Origin of the sequence: Pseudovibrio flavus, assembly GCF_009711345.1 — a bacterium.
Lineage (GTDB): Bacteria > Pseudomonadota > Alphaproteobacteria > Rhizobiales > Stappiaceae > Pseudovibrio > Pseudovibrio flavus.
In genome coordinates this window covers 83,744-106,081 of the sequence record NZ_SMMA01000057.1, presented here as the reverse complement: position 1 = coordinate 106,081, position 22,338 = coordinate 83,744, and the positions used below count along the sequence as shown (strand labels likewise).

At 52.5% G+C, this 22,338-nt stretch carries 16 protein-coding genes; 9 read left to right on the top strand and 7 right to left on the bottom strand.

Translation table 11 applies throughout. The features are described from left to right. Positions 1-14 precede the first annotated feature (14 nt). Positions 15-527, bottom strand: coding sequence for an ATP-dependent zinc protease family protein (locus E1162_RS06450; protein WP_155128447.1), 513 nt, complete (start codon positions 525-527; stop codon positions 15-17). Between the two features lie 473 nt (positions 528-1,000). On the opposite strand from E1162_RS06450, the gene E1162_RS06445 reads away from it, so the two are divergent. Further along, positions 1,001-2,557 carry a CYTH and CHAD domain-containing protein gene (locus E1162_RS06445; RefSeq protein WP_155128445.1) on the top strand — a complete coding sequence of 519 codons (1,557 nt, stop codon included), beginning with the start codon at positions 1,001-1,003 and terminating at the stop codon, positions 2,555-2,557. 2 nt (positions 2,558-2,559) lie between these two features. Here E1162_RS06445 and phnF read toward each other — a convergent pair whose 3' ends face one another. Beyond that, a complete protein-coding gene (gene phnF, locus E1162_RS06440) occupies positions 2,560-3,309 on the bottom strand; it encodes a phosphonate metabolism transcriptional regulator PhnF (RefSeq protein WP_155128443.1) in 750 nt (249 codons plus the stop codon). A 146-nt stretch (positions 3,310-3,455) separates the two neighbouring features. On the opposite strand from phnF, the gene fosX reads away from it, so the two are divergent. Beyond that, complete coding sequence (gene fosX, locus E1162_RS06435; protein ID WP_155128441.1) at positions 3,456-3,860, top strand: FosX/FosE/FosI family fosfomycin resistance hydrolase; 405 nt, start codon at positions 3,456-3,458, stop codon at positions 3,858-3,860. 59 nt (positions 3,861-3,919) lie between these two features. Here the strand turns inward: fosX and E1162_RS06430 are convergent, their stop codons facing one another. Then, positions 3,920-6,883, bottom strand: a complete 2,964-nt coding sequence (locus E1162_RS06430; RefSeq protein ID WP_155128439.1) for an AsmA family protein — start codon at positions 6,881-6,883, stop codon at positions 3,920-3,922. 324 nt (positions 6,884-7,207) lie between these two features. Between E1162_RS06430 and E1162_RS06425 the strand changes: the two genes are divergently transcribed. After that, positions 7,208-7,684 (top strand): tellurite resistance TerB family protein, encoded by a 477-nt coding sequence (locus E1162_RS06425; RefSeq protein WP_155128437.1) that lies wholly within the window; start codon positions 7,208-7,210, stop codon positions 7,682-7,684. 24 nt (positions 7,685-7,708) lie between these two features. Next, positions 7,709-8,464: a glutamine amidotransferase gene (locus E1162_RS06420; protein WP_155128435.1), complete on the top strand. Its 756-nt coding sequence runs from the start codon at positions 7,709-7,711 to the stop codon at positions 8,462-8,464. 57 nt (positions 8,465-8,521) lie between these two features. Here E1162_RS06420 and E1162_RS06415 read toward each other — a convergent pair whose 3' ends face one another. The 3 genes from E1162_RS06415 to E1162_RS06405 form a co-directional block, all read right to left on the bottom strand. After that, positions 8,522-9,133, bottom strand: a complete 612-nt coding sequence (locus E1162_RS06415) for an acetate uptake transporter (protein ID WP_371311830.1) — start codon at positions 9,131-9,133, stop codon at positions 8,522-8,524. A 220-nt stretch (positions 9,134-9,353) separates the two neighbouring features. Continuing rightward, positions 9,354-12,800 carry a pyruvate carboxylase gene (gene pyc / locus E1162_RS06410; RefSeq protein ID WP_155128431.1) on the bottom strand — a complete coding sequence of 1,149 codons (3,447 nt, stop codon included), beginning with the start codon at positions 12,798-12,800 and terminating at the stop codon, positions 9,354-9,356. A gap of 296 nt (positions 12,801-13,096) precedes the next feature. Beyond that, the gene (locus tag E1162_RS06405; RefSeq protein WP_155128429.1) at positions 13,097-13,816 is read right to left on the bottom strand and encodes a LuxR family transcriptional regulator; all 720 of its coding nucleotides are present in this window, start codon (positions 13,814-13,816) and stop codon (positions 13,097-13,099) included. A gap of 859 nt (positions 13,817-14,675) precedes the next feature. On the opposite strand from E1162_RS06405, the gene E1162_RS06400 reads away from it, so the two are divergent. The 5 genes from E1162_RS06400 to E1162_RS06380 all read left to right on the top strand — a co-directional run bounded on the left by E1162_RS06400 (position 14,676) and on the right by E1162_RS06380 (position 20,871). Further along, entirely contained in the window at positions 14,676-17,588 is a 2,913-nt protein-coding gene (locus tag E1162_RS06400; protein WP_155128427.1) for a helicase-related protein, read from the top strand. Positions 17,589-17,611: 23 nt separating this feature from the next. Continuing rightward, positions 17,612-17,995, top strand: a complete 384-nt coding sequence (locus tag E1162_RS06395) for an RNA-binding S4 domain-containing protein (protein ID WP_155128425.1) — start codon at positions 17,612-17,614, stop codon at positions 17,993-17,995. A gap of 170 nt (positions 17,996-18,165) precedes the next feature. Beyond that, entirely contained in the window at positions 18,166-18,507 is a 342-nt protein-coding gene (gene fdxA, locus E1162_RS06390; RefSeq protein WP_155128423.1) for a ferredoxin FdxA, read from the top strand. Positions 18,508-18,936: 429 nt separating this feature from the next. Next, entirely contained in the window at positions 18,937-19,512 is a 576-nt protein-coding gene (locus E1162_RS06385; protein WP_155128421.1) for a CarD family transcriptional regulator, read from the top strand. A 141-nt stretch (positions 19,513-19,653) separates the two neighbouring features. Continuing rightward, positions 19,654-20,871: a cation:proton antiporter gene (locus E1162_RS06380; RefSeq protein ID WP_155128419.1), complete on the top strand. Its 1,218-nt coding sequence runs from the start codon at positions 19,654-19,656 to the stop codon at positions 20,869-20,871. Here E1162_RS06380 and E1162_RS06375 read toward each other — a convergent pair. After that, entirely contained in the window at positions 20,868-22,337 is a 1,470-nt protein-coding gene (locus E1162_RS06375) for a M48 family metalloprotease (protein WP_257098707.1), read from the bottom strand. The two genes, E1162_RS06380 and E1162_RS06375, sit on opposite strands and share 4 nt — an antisense overlap. Between the last annotated feature and the right edge of the window lies 1 nt (position 22,338).

Genomic DNA, 22,338 nt, shown 5'->3' with positions numbered 1-22,338 from the left:
AGGCTCGGCCTTTATCAGCAGTCCGGCTTTGTCGTGTGCTCTGCCGCGACATTCACGAGAATACCGTTTTCAAGAAACGTTCTTCCTACAAGAGCTTGGGTACTGAAGTCGGAGCGGTCTGCCAGATTCACTTCCACGAACTCGGAAATGTCTCCAATGCACAGCTCCATAATGACCACAGGGCGGCGCGCTTCACCTTCTGGACGGTTTTTGATGCGGACAAATCGTTCGACCTTGCGCTCGAACTCGGCCACATAGCCACCGTTTCCTTCAATGGAGAAACGAACCCAGTCGTCGTCACCTTTTTTGAAGACTTCGCTCTCGATGATGCCGATGGACGAAGTGTCAGCACCGGTATCAAGCTTGGCTTCCATTTCCAGATTGCCTTCAGGAAGACGGAGCATTTCGACACGTCCATATGCCCTGATCTTACTAGGGTCAAAGCCCTTCGGCTCGGTAGCCTCTTGCGCAACAGCAAAGCCTACGGATGTCAAAAGTGAGAGAGCTAGCCCAATAAGCACTCGCATAACGCTTCCTCGAATTCTTCTTCTTATTTGCGCATCTTTTAGCGACCACACTTACTCGTTTCAAGCGGGTCGCCCCTCGGGAAAAACCGCAGTTTCCTGCGTTTATCAAGGGGTATAGGGCAAGGTACGCTGCTACAGCGTAATTGGCGGTTAATCCAAAGCCGCTATCTTGCAACTATAGTGAACAACCATGCTATTTTCCTAGTACCGCCCAAAAAATGTCCCAGTTACCAAAGCGACGCATCTCATTAGGAAGCTCGGAAAATATATAAATCACTTATACTTACGCAATAAAACGCAAGCGAAACCTGTGATTAACTGCAAGCATCTAAGGGCTTTAATAAGAACTGGCGAATCGAAAGGGTTAAACAACCTCTATGCGGCCTTTACAACCGCCCAGAATCCGATGACTCTGCCTATTCGAATTAAGTAAAAGTGCCCTAACGGCATGACTTATCAGGGAAACTGAGTTTATGTCCGAGCTTGAACTCAAGCTAACTGTCACGGCTGATACCCTTAAGCGCCTGCGAGATCAGGACCCGCCTTTGGCCTATCGCTGTGAGACTTTGGACATCAAGCGCCTTCGCACGATCTATTATGACAGCAAAAAGCGCCATTTTCTGGAAGCTGGCACTGCTATTCGGCTTCGTCAGGCTGCGGAATTGTGGTTTCAGACCGTAAAGTCGGGGCGAAAACTACACTGTGGCTTGTCGCGCACCGAGGAGTTTGAGTGCGCGGTATCTGGCCAAGCTCTGGAGCCAGAAAAAATCCCTGAGGACATGCTGGAGCCTTCCCTTCGTAAATTGCTGAGGAAGGAAAAAGTCTCGCCTCTTTTTGAAACCAACGTTGTGCGCACGGCAACCTTGTACAACTCCCCTGAGGGTGACGAGATCGAAGTCGCTTTCGACATCGGTGACGCAATAGCTGACAACAGTAAGGTTCCTCTCAACGAGATAGAACTTGAACTCATTACCGGAAAGCCCGAGGCACTGTTTGCCCTAGCGAAGATATTGGTGAAGGATCAGGCCTTCCTGTTTTCCAGCATGAGCAAGGCAGAGATCGGTTACCGCCTCTCAGAAGGCACGAAACCGCCGTCTCACTCAGATTTTCAGCCAGCGCTACCAATCAAGCTAAAGCAGAAATGGAATGCCGAAGACGCCTTTCAGGCCGTGTTGCGGTCCTGCCTGCAGCAAATCATAGTCAACCGCTATGCAGTACTGTTCAGTGATGCCTCCGAACCTGTTCATCAGTTTCGTGTAGGCATTCGCCGTTTGAGAAGCGCTCTTCGCTTATTCAGACCGATCATGCGCAAGCAGACCTTCCAACTCTTGGAACAGCCCGCCAAGCATCTGGCAAAGCTGGCTGGGGACTTGCGCGACCTCGACGTGATGATCGAGGAATTGCTTCCTGAACTGCAATCATCTCTACCGCCAAGTTTGGATGCCAGTACCCTTACAGGTAGGCTCGCACAAAAACGCATTGAGCTACACAAGGAACTGAAGCGGCATCTTAAGAGCGAGCCAACCAATCACCTCATCTTGTCTCTGGGCGAGTTTATTGAGGTGAAGAAGTGGCGCGAAGATGCAGGACGTAAACATCGCGACGCTGCCAAAATGAAAGCTGCAGATTTCGCCCGCCAAGCACTTGAGGAGCGTTGGAAGGCAAGTCGCAAGGATGCTTCCGGCATTGAATCGCTGAGCATTGAAGAGCGGCATACCCTTCGCAAAACGCTAAAAACCATGCGCTATACCGCCGAGTTTTGTCAGGGCCTATTTGATGGAAAACAAGCGGACAAGTTTCTGGCCTCTTCAAAGAAGCTGCAGACAATTCTTGGCTACTTGAATGACGTGACCTTGGCGGAGCAATTGCTGGAAAACTTGACGTCCAAGCACGGCACCGATCCCAATGATCTGGCAGTTGTCAGCTATATGGTTGGCTGGCACACATGCCGCGCCAGCCAGTCGTGGGATACCGCCATAAAGCAGTGGCAGGAGTTCTCTGCAACACCGCGCTTTTGGCAGGAGAAGTAACCTCAAGCACTCAGAGTTAGGTGCAGATGGTCTGCTGAAACATAGCTGCGGCTTACCTGCAGCGGGGTTCCGTCAACGCTGACTTCAAGAGAGTACAGCACCAACAAAGGTGAACCGTCTTCTGTTTCCAGCAGGTTCGCTTGCGAAGCCGAACAAAGATCAGCAGAGACGCGGGTCTCGCGTGCAGCATAGTCAGGATGCCCGTGTTTGCTCAAAAACTTCGACAAAGAAGTCGAGCGGGCAAGATAATCCTCAAGTGCAGGAAACGCTTCTTTCACAAACCATGAAGTCGTTAGCATCACAGGCGTAGTGCTTGAAAAGCCAAGCTGCTCAACCTCGATCAGCTCCGTTCCCTCAGCCACATCGAACTGAATAGCAAGGCCAGCGGAAGCTGAAATGCTACGCACATTCAAAGTGCGCTCACGCAGTTTCAGGTTTTGTCCGGTACCGTTGTCGGTAAACTGAAACTGCGGTTCTTCCGTCTTCGCAGTAGGCGCCTTGGCAACAAAGGTGCCTTTACCCTGATCTGCGCGAAGCACACCTTCTGACACCAACTGCGCGATTGCACGGCGAACCGTGTGTCGGTTTACCGCAAACACCTTGGAGAGTTCATGCTCGGTCGGGATTTGCTCTCCCTCGCCTACGCGCCAGCGTGAAAGCGAGCCTTTAATTTCTTCTGCGATCTGCTTCCAGAGGGAAACACCACCACGCCGCTCAATTGCCTTTTTTTGTATTTTAAGTTGTTGCGTCATGATCTTTAAAAGAGCGCCCGTAGAAAGGGCGGTTTCTGCATATTGCTTTGGATAGATATTTTCGAATTATTTTTGCTTCCCGCAGGTGCGCAGACTGCCTTTCAGGCCATAGTCATGCAGAAGCAAAAAAGAAAGGGGGGTTGGGAATGATTGAGAGCCTTAGCCACATCACGTTTATTGTTTCTGATCTTGAACGAACCTCGCGACTGTTCGTTGAGGAGTTAGGGGCAACGCAAATCTACAACAGTGGGGACGAACATTTTTCCCATTCAGCCGAAATGTTCTTCAAACTCGGCGGTTTATGGATTGCCATTATGGAAGGCGATCCTCTCAAAGAACGCAGCTACAATCACACCGCTTTTTATGTAGAAGACTGCTTGCTTGACCAATACCGAGCGCGGCTTCAACAGCTAGGGGCAACCGTACTGCCAGACCGCAAGCGGGTTAAAGGGGAAGGCCGTTCCATCTATTTCTATGACTACGACAACCACCTTTTCGAACTTCACAGCGGCACATTGGAACAACGCCTCAAGAGCTACGCAAACTCCTAGATGCTCGCGTTAAACAGACGTTTGGTGATGTAGCGTTCAAGGCCACACCACCAACCACATTACTCGTTACCAGTTAGGTAGCCGGGCGTAACACCCCATGCTTCCTCGATAGACTTCAAAATCGCATCATCGTCCGCCGTGCCTGCTGCAACATCTTGCACATTGATGTCGCCGTTAGCCCCGCCAGAGTTTGAAACAACTGTCCGCTGCTCGCCTTTAACGGCTTTGGTACCCGCGACAGAGATCGTTCCATCAGCAGCCCCAGCTGCAGGTGCGGATACCGGTGCAGCCACACCAATTGGTTTTTGCGGAGGCACCATGTCCAGCTCTTCAGACTTTGCAGCGACAGCCACACCGTCAATATCCAAGACGGTTTCGACTTCAGGTGAGCTCTCGGTTACCTCGCGAACAGGCAGATCAAGCGCCTGTGGCTCCACCTCTGGCTTGACCTCAGCACGGGTTAGCTGACGAATAGCAAGGCGCTCGGCAAGCCGTTGTGTGATGTCTTCATTGCTTGGAACTAAACCGGCAGGCAGAGAGGCTGTCTTCAATGGGGCCTCAGCTGTCTGCGAGAAGCTAGGCTTATCAAAGTCACCATGAACCCAAAGGGGCACTTCTGCAGCAGCAAAAGTTGTTGCAGCGCCCGCTTCACCGTTAGAAGCTTGATCGAAGAAGCTTGGCATCAACTGCCAGTTCACACGGCCATCAGACAGATCAATATCGCCGCGCCCTTCAATGAGCGAGCTGTCGCTTTGCAATGTCAGCGCTTCAAACTGTGCCCGACCATCTGCAAACACAACATCGGCACCCCACGTTGAGAATGCGGTTTTCGCACCATCAGAAAGCGGCCACCCTTCGATGGTCTGCCCCTCGACCGAGCGAACCAGACCATCAAGGTCAAGATCGTACAAAGTACCCTCGCTCATTCTGAAGCTCATGGCACCGTTCAGGTTGCTCCAGATTTCATCAAGACCTTTGCCGGTAGAAGAAACATTCATAATCGCGTTGAGCTGCCCGTCGATCTGCGGCAGATCAGAAACGGAAGCAAGGAACGGCGAACTATCAATCTTGGCTAAGCTAAGGTCGGCAGAAAGGGACGGTTCAACCGTTGCGCCGTTCAGCAAGATACGGCCCTCACTCTGACCGCCATAAACTTCGGCGTTCGCCAAATCGATAGTAAGGCGACCTTCTTCGGAAAACGCAGTCAGCTGAGCATTGGTGGCTCGCAAGTCGCCCGCCTTGAACCGGCGAATGAGAAGGTCAACATCCACATCAAGGGACCTGAGCGCTGATAGATCGTAAACACGCTCACCGCCTACAGTGCTCGGCTTGAAGCGGGTCATAACGCGGTCAAGAACGACCTCGGATACATCAAAGGAGCCGCGCACCAGCGGCTTCTCGCCGGATGTCACACTACCATCACCGCTTACACGTAGACCATCCAAAGTCAGCAACAGATCCGTTGCCTCAAGCGTTCTGTCCTTTTCGGTAAAGCTACCGGACACCTGAAACCGTTGGCCGCTTAGGTAGTCTGGCAGATCCTTGCCATACCAATTGGCAAACCTGTCCAACGCGTCAGTCGAAAAGGAGAACCGACCCGGCAGAGCTTCTTCATCCATGCGCAAGCTACCCTCATAGCCTGCGAGGAACCGCTTCGAGCCAGCCTTAATGTCCAGTATCGAGTTTTCCGAGAGCGTACCGTTGAAATCAACCGGTTCACCCTGCCAACGTGCCTTGCCTGAAAGTGCGACAGGCGCATCGGTTCTGGAAAAATCGAGCTTGAGATCAATGTCTTCAATCGCCTCGTCACGCCCGCTTACGGCAACAAGCTCAGGCAAGGTAAGGCCAGCAATTCGGCCATTTTTAATCGCTGCCTGCCCTTCGAGCTCCAAGCCTTCATAGATATCGCTTAATGAGCGGCCCAGACCATAGAAGGACACGTCAAGTTCGGTAACGCCGGAGGAAGGTTTGGCAACACCGGCTAGATTCAAGAGCGTAGCAAACGGCAGGGAGCCGCCGGAAACATCACCCTTTAGCTCCAAGCCATCTTCCAGATAGCTGAGCTGCGCACGCCCCGATACAGCAAGGGAACCGATTTCCAGACGCATACCTTTGGTCTGGATACCGTTGTCGCGAAGCCGAATGCCGCCCTCAATATTCAGCGGGCCAACATCGCTCATGTTCGGACGCCCAACAGCTGCCATAAACTTTGAAAACTCAGGCACATCACTAGAAACCTGCAGGCTTCCAACCGGGTGCGAACCAAACGCCAACTGGCCCTTAAAGTTTACTGGACCGCTATCACCAGCGTTCAATGTAACATCGACTGCCGTCTGTAGGCCCTCTGCCAGCGACTTTGTCGAGCCGATACGCCCATCAAAACCAAGCCAGACATTTTCGTAAACCAGATTCCCGTCAAGAGTGAGCGCGCCTCCAGAACCAGCATTCAGCAAGCTGGCGTTGATGCCACCAACTGTCACCGGCCCCTCGGTCTCACCATCACGGTAATTCACTTCGCCATCGACGATACTGACCTTCTCGATAGCAAGGTCCTGTAAATAGCCGAGCGTTGCAAAGGGTCCAACAGCTTTTGGCTGCTCGTCGGCACCAACAGCTGCCTTCAGATAGCCCGCCCCTTGAACAGGTCGCCAGCTCGCCTGCCCGCTTCGGTCAAACTCAAGATCAACCCTAGGCTTGATAATCGTAGCGCTGAGAATTTCTGGAGAGACGGCAATGACACCAAGCCAGCCAATGTGCAGGTCAACCCTTTCGGCGCGAGCGAACTCAAAGCCGTCAGCAGCAGAGGCACCGGCAATACCAACATTGTCAATCTGGAGGGTGAGGTTAGGCAGCACGCTAACATCGCTGCGCCCATCAAGCCGCAAACGCCATCCAGTAGTCTCAAAAAAGCCTTCCGCTATGCTCTCTCTAAGCATCTGCTGAGGAACAAGGCTAGGAGAGGCAACAATAACCCCGGCGCCCACAACAAGCAGGGCACCACCAACAACTAGAACACGTTTCATGGGTTCCGCTTTACCCGATTCAAGCGAGTGAACAAATGCCGCCCCGCCTTAATTGCAGCTCAAATTCAATATAGCCCTTTGGGCAATGAGAAAACGTCTAAAATAAGGTTAAGAGAAGTTTACGAGACGTACGCTTTCAATCCATCCCCATCATCCTAACGGGTCAACAACAACAAGCTGGTAACTGTTGCCCGCGCTAATTCTCAAGTACCCATTGCCTATTTGGGCGTCGCTCCATTACTCTCAAGCACAAATGACCCCGCGAAAGCTATCGGGGTTTTGAGCTCAAAGCGATCCCCATCCGCTTTCAAAACAGGATTTATAATGCTGAACTCGATAAAAACGCTCTTCAAGGAACTGACTGGCGAACCGTCAGAAAAGAAAGAGTTCGGAGAAGAAGATTATCGCCTTTCCGCAGCAGCACTACTCTTTCACGTTATCGCCGTCGATGGAGAGGTAGAGCAAGTCGAACTGGACCAGCTCACTCAAACCCTAGAAGGCCATTATCAGCTCACACCCGCACAGTCTGCTGAACTTGTTGCCCTTGCGCGGGAAAAAGACAGCGAGGCGGTGGACCTTTACGGCTTCACTTCAATGCTCAAACGACATCTGGATGAAGACGAACGCCGTAACATTATCGAGTTGATGTGGGAGATGGTGTACGCCGACGGCGTTGTTCATGAGTTCGAAGATAACACCATTTGGCGCGTCGCAGAATTGCTGGGTGTATCGTCTCGTGATCGCATGACTTTAAAGCAGAAGGTCGCCCGCCGTCGCCAGTCCCAAAGCCAGTCCGACTAACAATTTCAGGAGTACCCTTTTAGAATGTTGAATATCTGCCCTTCATCCGGCCCGAAAGTTCTCATTGTTTTGCATCAGGAGAACTCGACCCCCGGCCGTGTGGGGCATGAACTGGTAAGGCGTGGCTTTCAGCTTGATATGCGCCGCCCCCGTTTTGGCGACACGCTTCCCGATTCGATGGAGGAGCACGCCGGAGCCGTTATCTTTGGCGGACCACAAAGCGCAAACGATACCGACGCCTACATTCAAAAGGAAACCGACTGGATTGATGTGCCTTTGAAGGAAAACAAACCCTTCTTGGGCATATGCCTTGGCGCACAAATGCTGTCGCGTAACCTTGGCGGCACTGTCACAGAGCATAAAGAGGGAATGGTCGAGATCGGCTATTACCCGCTGCAGGCAACAGAAGCAGGCCAGCAGATGATGCATTGGCCCACCAAGGTCTACCAGTGGCATAGAGAAGGCTTTTCCATTCCAAGTGGCGCTGAGCTTCTTGCAACGGGCGCAGAAACATTTCCCAACCAAGCCTTTAGGGTTGGCGGCAATGCCTACGGCATTCAGTTTCATCCGGAACTGACACAAGCCATGATGCATCGCTGGACAACAAAGGGCTCAGAAAGAATGGCGCTTCCCGGCGCGCAGGATCGAAGAGACCACTTTTCAGGCCGCTTCATATTCGACCCGCCTGTGCTGCAATGGCTGCGAGACTTTATGGATTTATGGATAGGCACAGCCCATGCGCCAAACGCGGCAACGGGCTTTACATCTACCAGAAAATAACAAAAAAGCCCCGCACGCTCGTACGGGGCTTTTTCAAATCAATCAGCAAATTGCAGATTATTCAGCAGCAACAGCCATTGCGTCGAAAGCTTCTACCTTCGGGCCTTTGTGCAGCAGAGGCTTGCCGGTTGGCAGAACTTCACGGCCACAGACCTGCTTGTAGATGATGCTTGCCATCACGTACCAAGCGGAGAAAGAGCAAACGATCAGCACGTAACCAGCAATCACGTCGAATACTGGAATGAAAGCGTGACCGATTACGAGGAACAGGAAGCCTAGGAACAGGGTACCGAATACAACGGTTTCAGCAGTATGGATGTGCATAGCGCCATACAGCATGATGCCGGTGTAGATGGTGAATGGCAGCAGGAACCAAGCGATTTCAGCTTTAGAAGCGACGTAGAAGCCGAGTTCGTTACCAATCAGGATACCGCAGAATGCCAGCCAGAATGCACCGTAGATGGTGAATGCGCTGTATGCGAAGTTATTGCCGGTAGAACGAACCTGGAAGCCAGCTACGAGCTGAGCCAGACCGCCAACGAATACGCCGAGCCACAGAATTGGGCCCATGCTTTCCAGAATGCCAATGTTATGGATCTGAAGGACGAACGTAGTAATACCGAAGCCAGCCAGGCCAATGACGGCTGGGTTGCCAGAATTAGTCTGCACGGTGATTTCTCCAAATTGCATCGTTTCGAGGCGCTATTGCGGCACCCGTACGACGCTTAAACTCACTGATGTTTGGACAACTTTTGCCGGTCCTTTACGCGGTCCCGACACCCCGCGCAACTGTATAGATACTTATGAGACAACACATACAAAAACGGTGCGACAGGATGTCAAAACCCGTCGCACCGATAATTTCTTAGGGTCTAATACCTAATTTCGGTCAGTTTTCGAAGCTGACAAGCAAGTCTTTCGCATCGATCTGATCGCCAACATTGACCAGAACTTCGCGGATAGTTCCGTCGCGTTCGGCATGGATGGCAGTTTCCATTTTCATGGCCTCGATGGACAGCAAAACATCACCTGCTTTGACACTCTGGCCAACTTTTACCGCTACGGTAGAGATAACACCCGGCATAGGTGCTCCTACTTCATTTCGGTTACCAGCTTTAGCCTTCGGACGAGCGCCCATACCAACTGCACCATGGGCACGGTCGATAATACGCACGTTACGTGGCTGACCATTCAGTTCAAAGAAGACACGCTTTTCACCAGTCTCATCGGTCTCGCCAATCGCAAGACATGCAAGAACCATCACCTTACCCGGTTCCAGCTCCACCATGATCTCTTCGCCAGCTGGCAAGCCGTAGAAGTAGTTTGGCGTTGGAAGAACACTGGTTGGGCCATAAAGGTCCTGCGCGGCAGCAAAGTCTGTGAACACCTTCGGGTACATCAGATAGCTGGCAAGCTCTTTATCGTCTGTCTCACGGCCAACGATCTCGATCACTTCCTCACGGCGAGCGTCAAAGTCTTCAGCAGGAAGAAGCGAGCCCGGACGAACGGTAATCGGCTTGGAGCCTTTAAGAACCTTCGCCTGAAGCGCTTCCGGCCAACCGCCCGGAGACTGCCCCAGATCGCCGTGCATCATCTGCACAACGGACTCAGGGAACGCAACGTCCACGTTCGGATCAAGCACGTCCGCTGCGGAGATACCCTGTGACACCATCATCACAGCCATATCGCCAACCACCTTGGAACTTGGGGTCACTTTCACGATATCGCCGAACATCATGTTCACCTCGGCATAAGCCTTGGCGACCTCGTGCCAGCGGGTTTCCAAGCCCAAAGAGCGAGCCTGCTCTTTCAGGTTGGTGAACTGGCCGCCCGGCATTTCGTGAAGGTACACTTCGGAAGCACCAAATCGTAGGTCACTCTCGAACGCGCGGTACTGGGTACGAACAGCTTCCCAGTAGAAGGAGATCTGGCGAATGTTCTCAGCATCCAACTCGGGATCACGCTCAGTGCCCTTAAGCGCTTCCACCACAGAACCCATGCACGGCTGCGAGGTCAGGCCGGACAGAGAGTCCATTGCCATATCCACCGCATCAACACCGGTCTCTACCGCTGCCAGAATGCTGGATGCTGCAATGCCGGATGTATCATGGGTGTGGAAGTGGATCGGAATGCCGATTTCTTCCTTCAGCGCCTTGATGAGAACGCGTGCCGCCTGTGGCTTCAGCAAGCCCGCCATATCCTTCACGCCGAGGATGTCGGCACCAGCTGCCTCCAACTCCTTAGCAAGGTTGACATAGTATTTCAGGTCGTACTTCGGACGCGCACTATTGAGAATATCTCCAGTATAACAAAGCGTTGCTTCGCACAGCTTGTTCGCTTCCTGCACAGCATCCAAAGACACGCGCATGTTCTCCACCCAGTTCAGGCAGTCAAACACGCGGAAGAGATCAACGCCGTTTTCAGCCGCCGCCTTGACGAAGAACTTTACGGTGTTATCCGGATAGTTGGCATAGCCCACACCGTTGGAACCGCGAAGCAGCATCTGCAACAAAATGTTAGGCGCACCTTCACGAACGAGGCGCAAACGCTCCCACGGATCTTCTGTGAGAAACCGCATTGCAACGTCAAAAGTCGCACCGCCCCAGCACTCCAATGACAACAATTTAGGCAGCCCTTTTGCATAGCTGCTCGAAATTTTAGCAATGTCATGGGTGCGCATGCGAGTCGCCAGCAAAGACTGGTGCGCATCACGCATGGTTGTGTCGGTTACAAGCACGCGCTTTTGATCAAGCATCCACTTGGAGAAGCCCTTTGGCCCCAGCTCATCAAGAACTTGCTTGGTGCCATCAACCACTGGCGTATCGAAACGCGGAACCACTGGCGCAGCCGCACCGATTGGTGGACGCGGCCGGTAACTCACCTCAGGGTGACCATTCACGGTCACATCGGCAACGTAGTTCAGCAGCTTTGTTGCGCGGTCAGGCGTTTTGATATTCTCAAACAGCTCTGGCGTGTCGTCGATAAAGCGTGTGGTGTAGTTGTTGGTGCGGAAATCTGGATGACCGACAATACGCTCCAAGAACAACAGGTTTGTCGCCACACCGCGAATACGGAACTCACGCAGAGCACGATCCATGCGAGAGCAAACCTGCTCAGCCGTTGGTGCGCGGGCTGTTACCTTTTCAAGCAGAGGATCGTAGTAGCGGGTGATCACAGCGCCAGCATAGGCCGTGCCACCATCAAGGCGGATACCAAAGCCCGTTGCACCGCGATAGGCGCTGATACGGCCATAGTCGGGAACGAAGTTGTTCTCAGGATCTTCGGTGGTGATACGGCACTGAAGAGCGTGACCGTTCAGCTCGATCTTTTCCTGCGCGGGAACGCCAGTGGCATTCACGTCGCCAATCCGGCCACCTTCTGCAATAGCGATCTGCGCCTTAACGATATCGATGCCGGTGACTTCTTCAGTCACGGTATGCTCAACCTGAATACGCGGATTAACCTCAATGAAGTAAATCGCGCCAGTGTCGGCATCCATAAGGAACTCGACAGTACCAGCACCGCAGTAATTCACGGCGCGGCCGATTTTCAGGCCGTACTCGCACAGCTCTGCCCGTTTGCGGGAAGACAGGTAAGGCGCCGGCGCACGTTCAACCACTTTCTGGTGACGGCGCTGAATAGAGCAGTCGCGCTCGAAAAGGTGAACCAGATTGCCATGGCTGTCGCCCAGAATCTGCACCTCAACGTGGCGAGCACGCTCAACCAGCTTTTCCAGATAAACTTCGTCTTTACCGAAGGCTGCCTTGGCTTCGCGCTTGGCATTCACCACTTCGCGAACCAGTGTTTCCTCATCACGGATGACGCGCATACCGCGACCACCGCCGCCCCAAGATGCTTTGAGCATAATCGGGTAGCCGATTTCTTTCGCGAGGCGTTTCACCTCTTCCATGTCGTCAGGAAGCGGGTCTGTTGCAGGAACAACAGGTACACCTGCCTCAATCGCCAACTGACGGGCAGCGACCTTGTTGCCAAGGCGGCGCATTGTTTCTGGCGATGGACCGATGAAGGTTATGCCGTTTTCAGCACACGCTTCTGCGAACTCAGGACTTTCTGAAAGGAAACCGTATCCGGGATGGATAGCGTCTACATTTCGCTCTTTCGCAACGCGCATGATTTCGTCGATGGAAAGATATGCCTCAATAGGCCCCAATGTTTTGCCAACCTGGTAAGCCTCATCTGCCTTAAAGCGATGAAGAGCAAGTTTATCCTGCTCTGCAAAAATGGCCACTGTATCCATGCCCATTTCATTGGCAGCGCGAAAGACGCGGATGGCAATTTCAGAACGGTTTGCAACTAGAATGCGACGTATTGCCAAGGAAGCCCCCAAATTTTAACAATTCAGTGGCAATTCTTTACAAAGCTCAATCTTCTCTGAAAAGTCTTTTTTTTAGGCACAGCTATGCAAGGACTAGATTTCGCCCCATTTTGGTAAGATTCCAAACAAGGGAAAAACTAAAAAGTTGCGTAAGTTTAGCTCAACTACCAAAGTCTTTGTGGCGACAATACATAGCCCCCACCTGCCAATTCAATAAGAATGCACAGCTGATATTTCACATAACTAAGGGGAGCATATGCGCTCCCCTCAATATTACTCTACGCAAAACTACGTTATTAACGAATGAGCCCCAGACGGAAGCCTTCAGCCACAGCATGCGTACGATTAGCAGCGTGTAGTTTGCGTGCCGCAGAGGCAAGATACCAATCGGCAGTATGCTGGGAAATGTTGAGAATTTGGCTGATTTCCCAACTTGTTTTACCAGCAGCAGACCATTTCAGGCACTCCAGCTCGCGAGGCGTCAAACGATGACGCGGACGATTTGCATTAGCGCCGGTCAGCTCGCGCATCTTGTTGCTTGCATAAATGCCAACAAGGTGAAGCACACTGATTTCGCGTTCAGTTAACCGCACCTCTGGTCCGCCAAGGAGGAGAACCCCCTGATAGCCTTGCAGACCGTGGATTGGAACACATACGCCGTCGTTCATCCCATAGTTACGAGCATCCGCGAGAATTTGTTGGGCCATTGCGGAAAGCTCACGGTCCCTAGCAACGCTGGACCAAAGGAATGGGCGAACAGCAGTACGCGCCTGAGCTACGAGTGGGTCGTTCTGCACGTAATCTCTATCCAGATAGCGCTTCTGCCACTCAGGGCTCCAACCACTCAGAATAATAGAGCCGTCGAATGAAACGCCTGGATCTGGAATAGCAGCCAAGCAGAACTGAGGAAAACCGAAAGAATTACCAAGATCAGAAAGACGACGAGAAACCCCCTCCGGTGTCTCTTCTTGGTTAATTGAGTCAATAAATTCAAGTGCAGCAGTCAATGGATTCATATTATTTACCCCGTACTATTAGGCCCTCCAATAACCTTACTCTACGCAAAGCCCACCTAATTTAGAAGGTGTTTCAACGAACCATTTCTTATCGCGGGACTAATATTCGAGTCTTTGACTGACTATTTTATGCAGAAACAAAAAATTCTGTAATTTATAACAACATAGACATTGACAGCGACAAAGTTAACTAATCGATCAATACAGTAAAGCTAAGGAAAAATTACACCATTATATTTGCAGGTGCAGCATTTTCCAAAAATCTATTCATTAACAAAACCTTAAGCTGAAAAGCGCGCGAAGCACCCACCAAACTCTCATGCAAACTAATAAAACGTAGTTTACTTATTCGCTGAATGAGGATGCTCAATTCCTCCATCTCGCAATCAATCCATGAGCCAAATTGAAACAAATTTCGCCACAAAGCTCCCTAGGGGAAAGTGGGGATAACCTCTGCATATCTCCAGCCCGCAGAATTCTGCGTAATTTAGCCATTAAGAAGCAGGGAAGACATAAGCGGAACATTACCGATTTTACGATTCGTGCGCTGCTTGTTCCTTTAATACCCCAAGTGTTACCGCCACCCTCCTCTCACCGGTCAGTTCCGATCAGTCTTCTTTAACCAATGACAAGGTGGTTACGGAAAGATCGCAGCGCAAAGCACAGAGCGTGACAGTCGGCACAGCTCTTCGAAAAGAATGGATGAACAACCAAAACAAAGGGCGACATTACTTAGCGCCTATGTTAGAAGCACTGCCGAGCGAACTGAAATACACCACACGAGAGCGAGACCGGCTCAGGGCCGTAACATGGAAGCGCCTGTCGGCCCTATTGGACTTTCCAAAGACTAAATCTGCACATGCAAACCAAAACTCTACCGCGCGCGGCTCGTTCGCGCACAGTAACCGCAATTTTAGGCCCGACTAACACGGGCAAAACGCATTTGGCCATTGAGCGCATGTGCGCTTATTCCTCTGGCCTCATCGGTCTGCCGCTCCGCCTGCTTGCTCGAGAAGTTTACAATCGCTTGGTCGAACGCAAAGGTGCGAGCCTTGTTGCGCTTGTGACCGGCGAAGAAAAGATCATCCCGAAAGAAGCGCGGTTCTGGGTCTCCACCGTTGAGGCGATGCCAAAGGACCTTAAGGTAGACTTTGTCGCCATCGATGAAGTCCAGCTTGCTGCTGACCTTGAGCGCGGACACGTCTTCACAGACCGCATATTGAACTTGCGCGGCCGTGAAGAAACCCTGCTGCTCGGCTCCGCAACCATTCGCCCGCTTCTGGAAAAACTTATTCCCGGCCTCAACATCATTACCCGACCTCGTATGTCGGTATTGTCTTATGCCGGTTCCAAGAAGATCACCCGCCTACCGCGCCGCTCTGCCATCGTCGCATTTTCGGCGGACGAAGTTTACAGCATCGCGGAACTGGTTCGACGCCAGCGCGGCGGCGCAGCCGTTGTTATGGGATCCCTGTCCCCGCGCACCCGCAACGCACAGGTCGAGCTCTTCCAGAACGGCGACGTCGACTGGCTGATCGCAACCGATGCAATCGGCATGGGTTTGAACCTCGACGTGGACCATGTGGCGTTTGCCGGTAACCGCAAATATGACGGCTATCAGTATCGCCAGCTTACCCCTTCCGAATGTGGACAGATCGCAGGCCGCGCCGGCCGTCACCTTCGTGATGGCACCTTTGGCGTTACTGGCCGCGTCAACGCATTTGACGATGAATTGGTGCATCAACTTGAGTCGCACCACTTCGATGCCTTAAAAGTTCTCCAATGGCGCAACCCGGACCTCGATTTTTCCTCGATTTCCGCACTTTTGATGTCATTAGAGCGTTCTCCGGGCGAAGAGGGCTTGACCAAAGCCCCTCCAGCGGAGGATATCGGTGTACTAACGCTTGCACAGCGTGACGAGGTAACAAGAACCTACGCCACCACGCGGGCGCGTATAGCTCTATTATGGGATGTTTGTCAGGTTCCGGACTATCGCAAGATTGCCCCGGCAAACCATGCAGACCTCGTAATGGGGATCTATTCCCATCTTGTGCGCTATGGTGCAATTCCAGACGACTGGTTCCAGCGTCAGATTGCCTTTGCGGACAGAACCGATGGGGATATCGACACACTGTCCAACCGGATTGCACATATCCGTACTTGGACATTTGTTGCAAACCGTGCCGACTGGCTCAAAGACCCTGCGCATTGGCAGGGCGTGACACGCGGCATAGAAGATAGATTATCAGATGCCCTTCACGAACGGCTTACACAGCGGTTTGTGGATCGGCGAACCAGCGTTTTGATGCGACGTCTGAGAGAGAACAAGATGCTCGAAGCGGAGATCACCGCCAGCGGTGACGTACTTGTCGAAGGTGAACACATTGGCCAGCTGCAGGGATTCCGGTTCGCGCCGGATGCCAAGGCTGAAGGACAGGAAGAAAAAGCTGTCCGTGCCGCTGCACAGAAAGCTCTAGCGAGCGAAATCGAGAGCCGGGCTAATAAGCTGGCAGGCTCACCAAACGAAGACTTTATCCTTTCGGCAGACGGCACCTTGCGTTGGCAGGGCGAGCCAGTTGCCCGGATGACAGCCGGTAGCCACACTCTGCGCCCTGGCCTTGTTCTTCTGGCAGACGAGCAACTGACCGGTGCTGCACGCGATAGCGTTCAAGCCCGTGTAGACCTGTGGGTCAAAACCCACATCGAAACCCTTCTCAAGCCTCTCTTCGATATGGAAGAAGCAGAAGGCGTTGATGGTATCGCTCGCGGCGTCGCATTCCGTCTCTCCGAGAATCTCGGCATTCTGGAACGTCAGGAAATCGCGGAAGATATCCGCCAGCTGGATCAGAGCATGCGTGGTTCCCTGCGCAAGCTGGGTATCCGTTTCGGCGCTTACCACATCTTCACCCCAGCTCTTCTTAAGCCAGCACCTAGCCGCCTTCTGGCGCAGCTGTGGGCTCTCAAGAACGGCAAAGAAGATGCAAAAGGCCTGACTGAACTGCCTGAGCTTTCCGCATCCGGCCGTACATCTGTTCCTTACGACGCAGAAATCGAAGCTGATCTTTACAAAACCGTTGGTTTCCGCGTTTGCGGTCCTCGTGCGGTTCGCGTTGACATTCTTGAGCGCCTTGCAGACATCATCCGTCCGCTGGTTGCTTGGAAGCCAATGGAAGAAGGCGTAGACGTTCCTGAAGGTGCTCGCCCTGAAGGCGGCGCATTCACCGTAACCGTTTCTATGACTTCTCTTCTGGGCTGTGCTGGCGAAGACTTCTCCAACATCCTGAAGTCTCTGGGCTACCGCTTGGAAACCAAGGAAGAGCAGCGCCCTGTTGTTAAAGCAGCGGAAGCTGCAGCTGAAAGCACCGAGGAAACTCCGGTAGCTGAAGGCGAAGCAGCAGTGGAAGTTGTTGCTGTAGAAGCTGAAGCGAGCGAAGCACCTGCAGAAGACGCAGCAGCTGAAATGGAAACCGTCACCGTCGAAATCTGGCGTCCGGGTCGTTTTGACCGTCGTCCGCGTCCGGCAGGTAACAACCGTCAGCAGCGCAACACAGGCGAAGCAGCAGAAGAAGGCGAGCGTAAGAACGCACGTCCTCGTCGTCAGACCGGAAAGCCGGGCGGTAAGGGTCGTGGCACAGGTCAGGCAAACAAGGCAGCAGGCCGCAGCTCCCAGAGCAAGCCACAGCAGCCACGCCGTGACAAGCCGATGGATCCGGACTCTCCGTTCGCAGCCCTGATGTCTCTCAAGCAGAACCTGGAAAAAGGCGATAAATAATCGCCTTTTCTTGAAGAGGTCACATGCAGGCAAGTCAGCGCATAGATAAATGGCTCTGGTACGCACGCATTACTAAGTCGCGGACACTGGCACAAAAGCTGGCAGTGTCCGGGCATATCCGGGTTAACAAAGAAAAGGTCAGCGCATCCAAGCATCCTATCAAGGTAGATGATGTGTTGACCATCGTGCTTCCCCGCCGCCTTCTTGTACTTAAAGTCCAAGACTTGGGAACCCGTCGCGGTCCCGCGCCAGAAGCTCAGGGGCTTTATGAGGATATTTCCCCGCCTCCACCGCCGAAAGAAGAAGCCAAACAGGCTGAACGAGAACGCGGCGCAGGCAGACCGACCAAGCGTGAACGCAGGCAAATTGTCGAGTTCAAACGCGTCAAGGAAATTGATCCCTTTTAAAGCGCCAATGCTAAAAAGGCTGGTACAAGCCCACGGCAAATGAGGTGTCGCAAACGCTTGCACTCCATAGGGAAAGCAGATACCCATGCTGTTCAAGAACGCGAACGTCGGCTCTGGATAGTTCCGCCAATGGCGTGGGGTAATAACGTCCAAGGACCAAGAGGATTACGATGACATACGTCGTCACTGATAATTGCATCAAATGCAAATACACAGACTGCGTTGAAGTTTGCCCTGTAGACTGTTTCTACGAGGGTGAAAACATGCTGGTGATTGACCCGGAAGAATGCATCGACTGCGGTGTATGTGAACCGGAATGCCCGGCAGAAGCGATTCTCCCTGACACCGATCCGGGCCTTGAAAAGTGGATTGAGCTGAACGCCGAATACGCTGCGAAATGGCCAAACCTCACCGTAAGAAAAGACCCGCTTCCTGAAGCTGCGGAATTTGACGGTGTTAAAGAAAAACTGGAAAAATACTTCTCGGAAAACCCGGGTTCCGGCGATTCCTGAGAATTAATTAAATAAAATTACCGCAAATTGCCTCCAAGGTTTTTCTGCGGCACATATCTGACCTGAAATTATCCGCGGATAGTCCTACTTGCATTTTTTTTATGTAGTAGTTGGAAATCCGTGGATAATGTGTTATACACTTTGGAAGGTCGTTTGTCTTACCGGTTACGCTCCCTCCCTAAAAAGAGGAGTTTTTTTATGGGCGCAGTCCAGTGTTTCGGGGCTGCTAATATAATTCTTTGCCCATTACTACCGGATTTTAGAATTTAGCAACCGGCCATCACATGTGAACGCCAGTCGAGGCTAGAGTGGAATAAATCTTCCGCTAATGCTTCGCTGTCTGTTCGTTTTACAGGAAGGCGTCGTATACGATGCGGCGTCATAAACCGGCAAAACGTGTCGGTTTACTGCGCAGGAGTAATATAGCGTATGGCCACAACCGCAAAGAAGACCGCGCAGCGTCAAGGTTTCAAAACCGGTGAACACATCATCTACCCGTCCCACGGTGTAGGGCTTATCACTGCTATCGAAGAGCAGAACGTAGCTGGTTTTTCACTGGAGCTCCTCGTAATCGAGTTTGAGCAAGAGAAGATGACCCTGCGCGTGCCAGTTGCGAAAATTGCCTCCGTCGGTATGCGGAAACTCTCCGAAGCGTCCGTAGTGAAAAAAGCCTTTGAGACGATTAAAGGTAAGCCACGCGTTAAGCGCACCATGTGGAGCCGCCGCGCTCAGGAATATGAAGCAAAGATCAATTCCGGCGATCTCATCTCTATCGCTGAAGTTGTTCGTGACCTTTACCGTTCCGATGCTCAGCCAGAGCAGTCCTATTCCGAACGTCAGCTCTATGAAGCTGCTCTGGATCGTATGGCTCGCGAAATCGCAGCTGTTCAGAAGCAGAGTGACGCTGAAGCAGTGCGCCAGATCGAGCAGATCCTGTCCACCGCACCAGGCCGCCCTGCCAAGACCGCTTCTACTGATGATGACGGTCAGGAAGCTGCCGCTTAAGGGCAACAACAGAATTTTTGAAAGACCCGGCCTTGAGCCGGGTTTTTTATTGCCTTATCGCCACCAAAACCCCCATTTCAGAGGATACCGAAGTTGCCGAGTGTTGGTTACTGAAGAGAACCAACAGAAGTGGCGGCCCATATGATCTATCTGTCTATAGCAATTCTGTTTGCCATCATTTTCATTTACAGCATTTCCAGTCGCGCTATCGAAAAGCTGCCCATCAACGGCGCCTTGTTTTTCTGCATCCTTGGTTTCGCGTTCGGCCCTTACGGATTTGGCTTTCTGGAGACAAATATCGAGGTTGAGACCATCCGCTTACTTGCGGAAATGGCGCTGGCGCTGATCCTGTTTACAGATGCGGCTAACACAGACCTCAAAGTGCTTATGAAGTCGATCGGCTTGCCCCGTCGGCTTTTGCTCATTGGCCTACCGCTTACCATCTTGTTTGGTATGGCTGCCGGCATGGTCTTGATGCCATCTCTAATGCTGCTGGAAGTTGCTCTGCTCGCGACGATGCTCTCTCCAACTGATGCAGCCCTAGGTAAGTCGGTTGTGACATCGCCCGCTGTTCCCATGAATATTCGCGAAGGCTTAACTGTCGAAAGCGGCCTCAACGACGGCATATGCGTACCCATTGTTCTATCGCTTTTAACAGTGGCAATTCATCCGCATCTTGCTGACAGCATAGGAAGACTTGCTGTCGCCCTGCTGGTTAAAGAGATCGGCATTGGGCTTATCGTAGGTATCGCAAGCGCTTACGTGGGCAGCGTTCTCATGGGCATAGCCCACAAACGCCATTGGCTAAGCCCCAGCTGGAAACAGCTAACGGTAGCTGCCCTTGCCCTATTTTCCTTCTCCCTCGCCCCTGTAGCTGGCGGCAGCGGCTTTATCGCATCCTTCACCGGCGGGCTTGCATTTGGGTACTTCTACAAAAAACACAAGGAAGAGATGGTGATCTCAGCCGAGGGCATTGGAGACTCCCTGTCCCTCGTAGCATGGGTTGTATTTGGCGCTGGTGTTGTTGGTCAGGTGCTTTTAACGGTTACAATCGAGAACGTAATTTACGCCATTCTTAGCCTGACGGTGCTGCGCATGGTTCCCGTCTACATCGCGCTTTGGGGACAGCCTTTAGGCTTTGCAGAGAAGTCGTTTATCGGTTGGTTCGGCCCGCGTGGCTTGGCCACAATCGTCTTTGTTATCATGACGTTGGATGCGCACTTACCATCCGCCCAAGCCGTATCAGCTACTGCTGCCTGCACGGTATTCCTAAGCGTCGTTTTGCACGGATTAAGCGCCAACCCATTTGTGAGAATGCTGTTCGGTACAAAACCCAAACAGCATCAGCAAGATCATTAGTCAGTTACAAGCTTGAGAACGCGTCCCGCTTCGAGACGCTCATCAGACTTCACCTGATTGAGAATGCGGAACAGTTCCAGACGCCGTGCTGGTTCTACGCCGCTCATACCAACAGCAAGCTTACGAGGCGTATCGCCTTCTTTGGCCTGAATGATTTTGATACGAAGCGGGCGTAGGCGCGCCTGCTCAGCCGGAGACAACTGGCGGAAGCTCTCCATGGACTTATTAAAGTCGCGGGTAAAGGCACTGTTCGGTGTTCTGCTGGCAAAGATAAAGCGATAGCCCGTCTTGCCAATACGCACCACACCGATGCGGAATGACCAGCCATCGGTCACAGCGGAGCCAATAACAGCCGGTAGCCCGTTAACCGTCGTCAGACGAACCGAGTTCTGAATAAGCCCGTTGATCCAGCCACTGTTAAGGTAGCCTTCAAGCGTTTCGTGGCCGCTTAGATCAGCACCATCAAAGCGCATCGCTGTGCCTTTGCCGTTGCTGGCGAGTACCGCATCAGCAGAGTTCTCCAGCACAAAGCCTTTTGGCACGCTGAAGGAGATACCCAGCCCCTTGTGCAGGAAGCTACGGCTGCGGATAAACCCTTCAAGCGGATCATCACCGTAAAGCAGCCCGTCCAAGCTGGTCAGGTATTCAGTTTGTTTGCGTTCTCCAATTCCCGGAGCACCAATCTGGCGAGCGCTTTGCACAGCGCGCTGGATGCGTTCAGGCGTATTAGGGTGCGATGAGAGGAAGTCTGGCGCACTGCTGGTCTGCCCTCTAACACTTTGATACTTCGCGAACTTATCCATGGTCTTAAGGAAGCGCGAAGCGGCGTAAGGATCATAACCGGCTCGTGTGAGCGTGCGAATGCCAATGTCATCCGCCATCAATTCCTGCTCTTGCGAAAAGCGAGCAAAGGACACCTGCGATGACTTCACCGCAGCATCAACCTTGGCTTTATCTTCGACAACCGAGCTCATAACACGGTTAGCAAGCTCAGCTGCCTCTGCACGGCGCTGACGCTGCATGGCGTGATCAGCCGTTACGTGCGCCATCTCGTGAGAAAGCACTGCTGCAAGCTCGGAGGTGTCGTTCGCCAAAGCAAGCAGACCGCGAGTCACATAGAGATAACCGCCCGGTAGAGCGAAGGCGTTAACCGTCGGCGAGTTAAGCAGCGTAATGCGGTAACGCTGGGAAGGATTGTCAGACGCGGCAACCAGACCGCCAACAACCTTGGCAATTGCACGTTCGGCACCAGCATCCTCATATACGCCGCCGTAAGTGGCAACAACGCGAGGGTGCTCCTTCTTGCCTATGTCATTGGCAAGGTTCGGCCTTAAAACACCCGGTTTTGTACTGCCAATAACCGTGGAGTTGGTGAGCTGACAGCTTGCCACAAACAGCGACAAAGCAATCACCACGGCTCCCTTAAGCATAGAAGAGAGCTTACGATTTTCGACAGGTACGCCCATT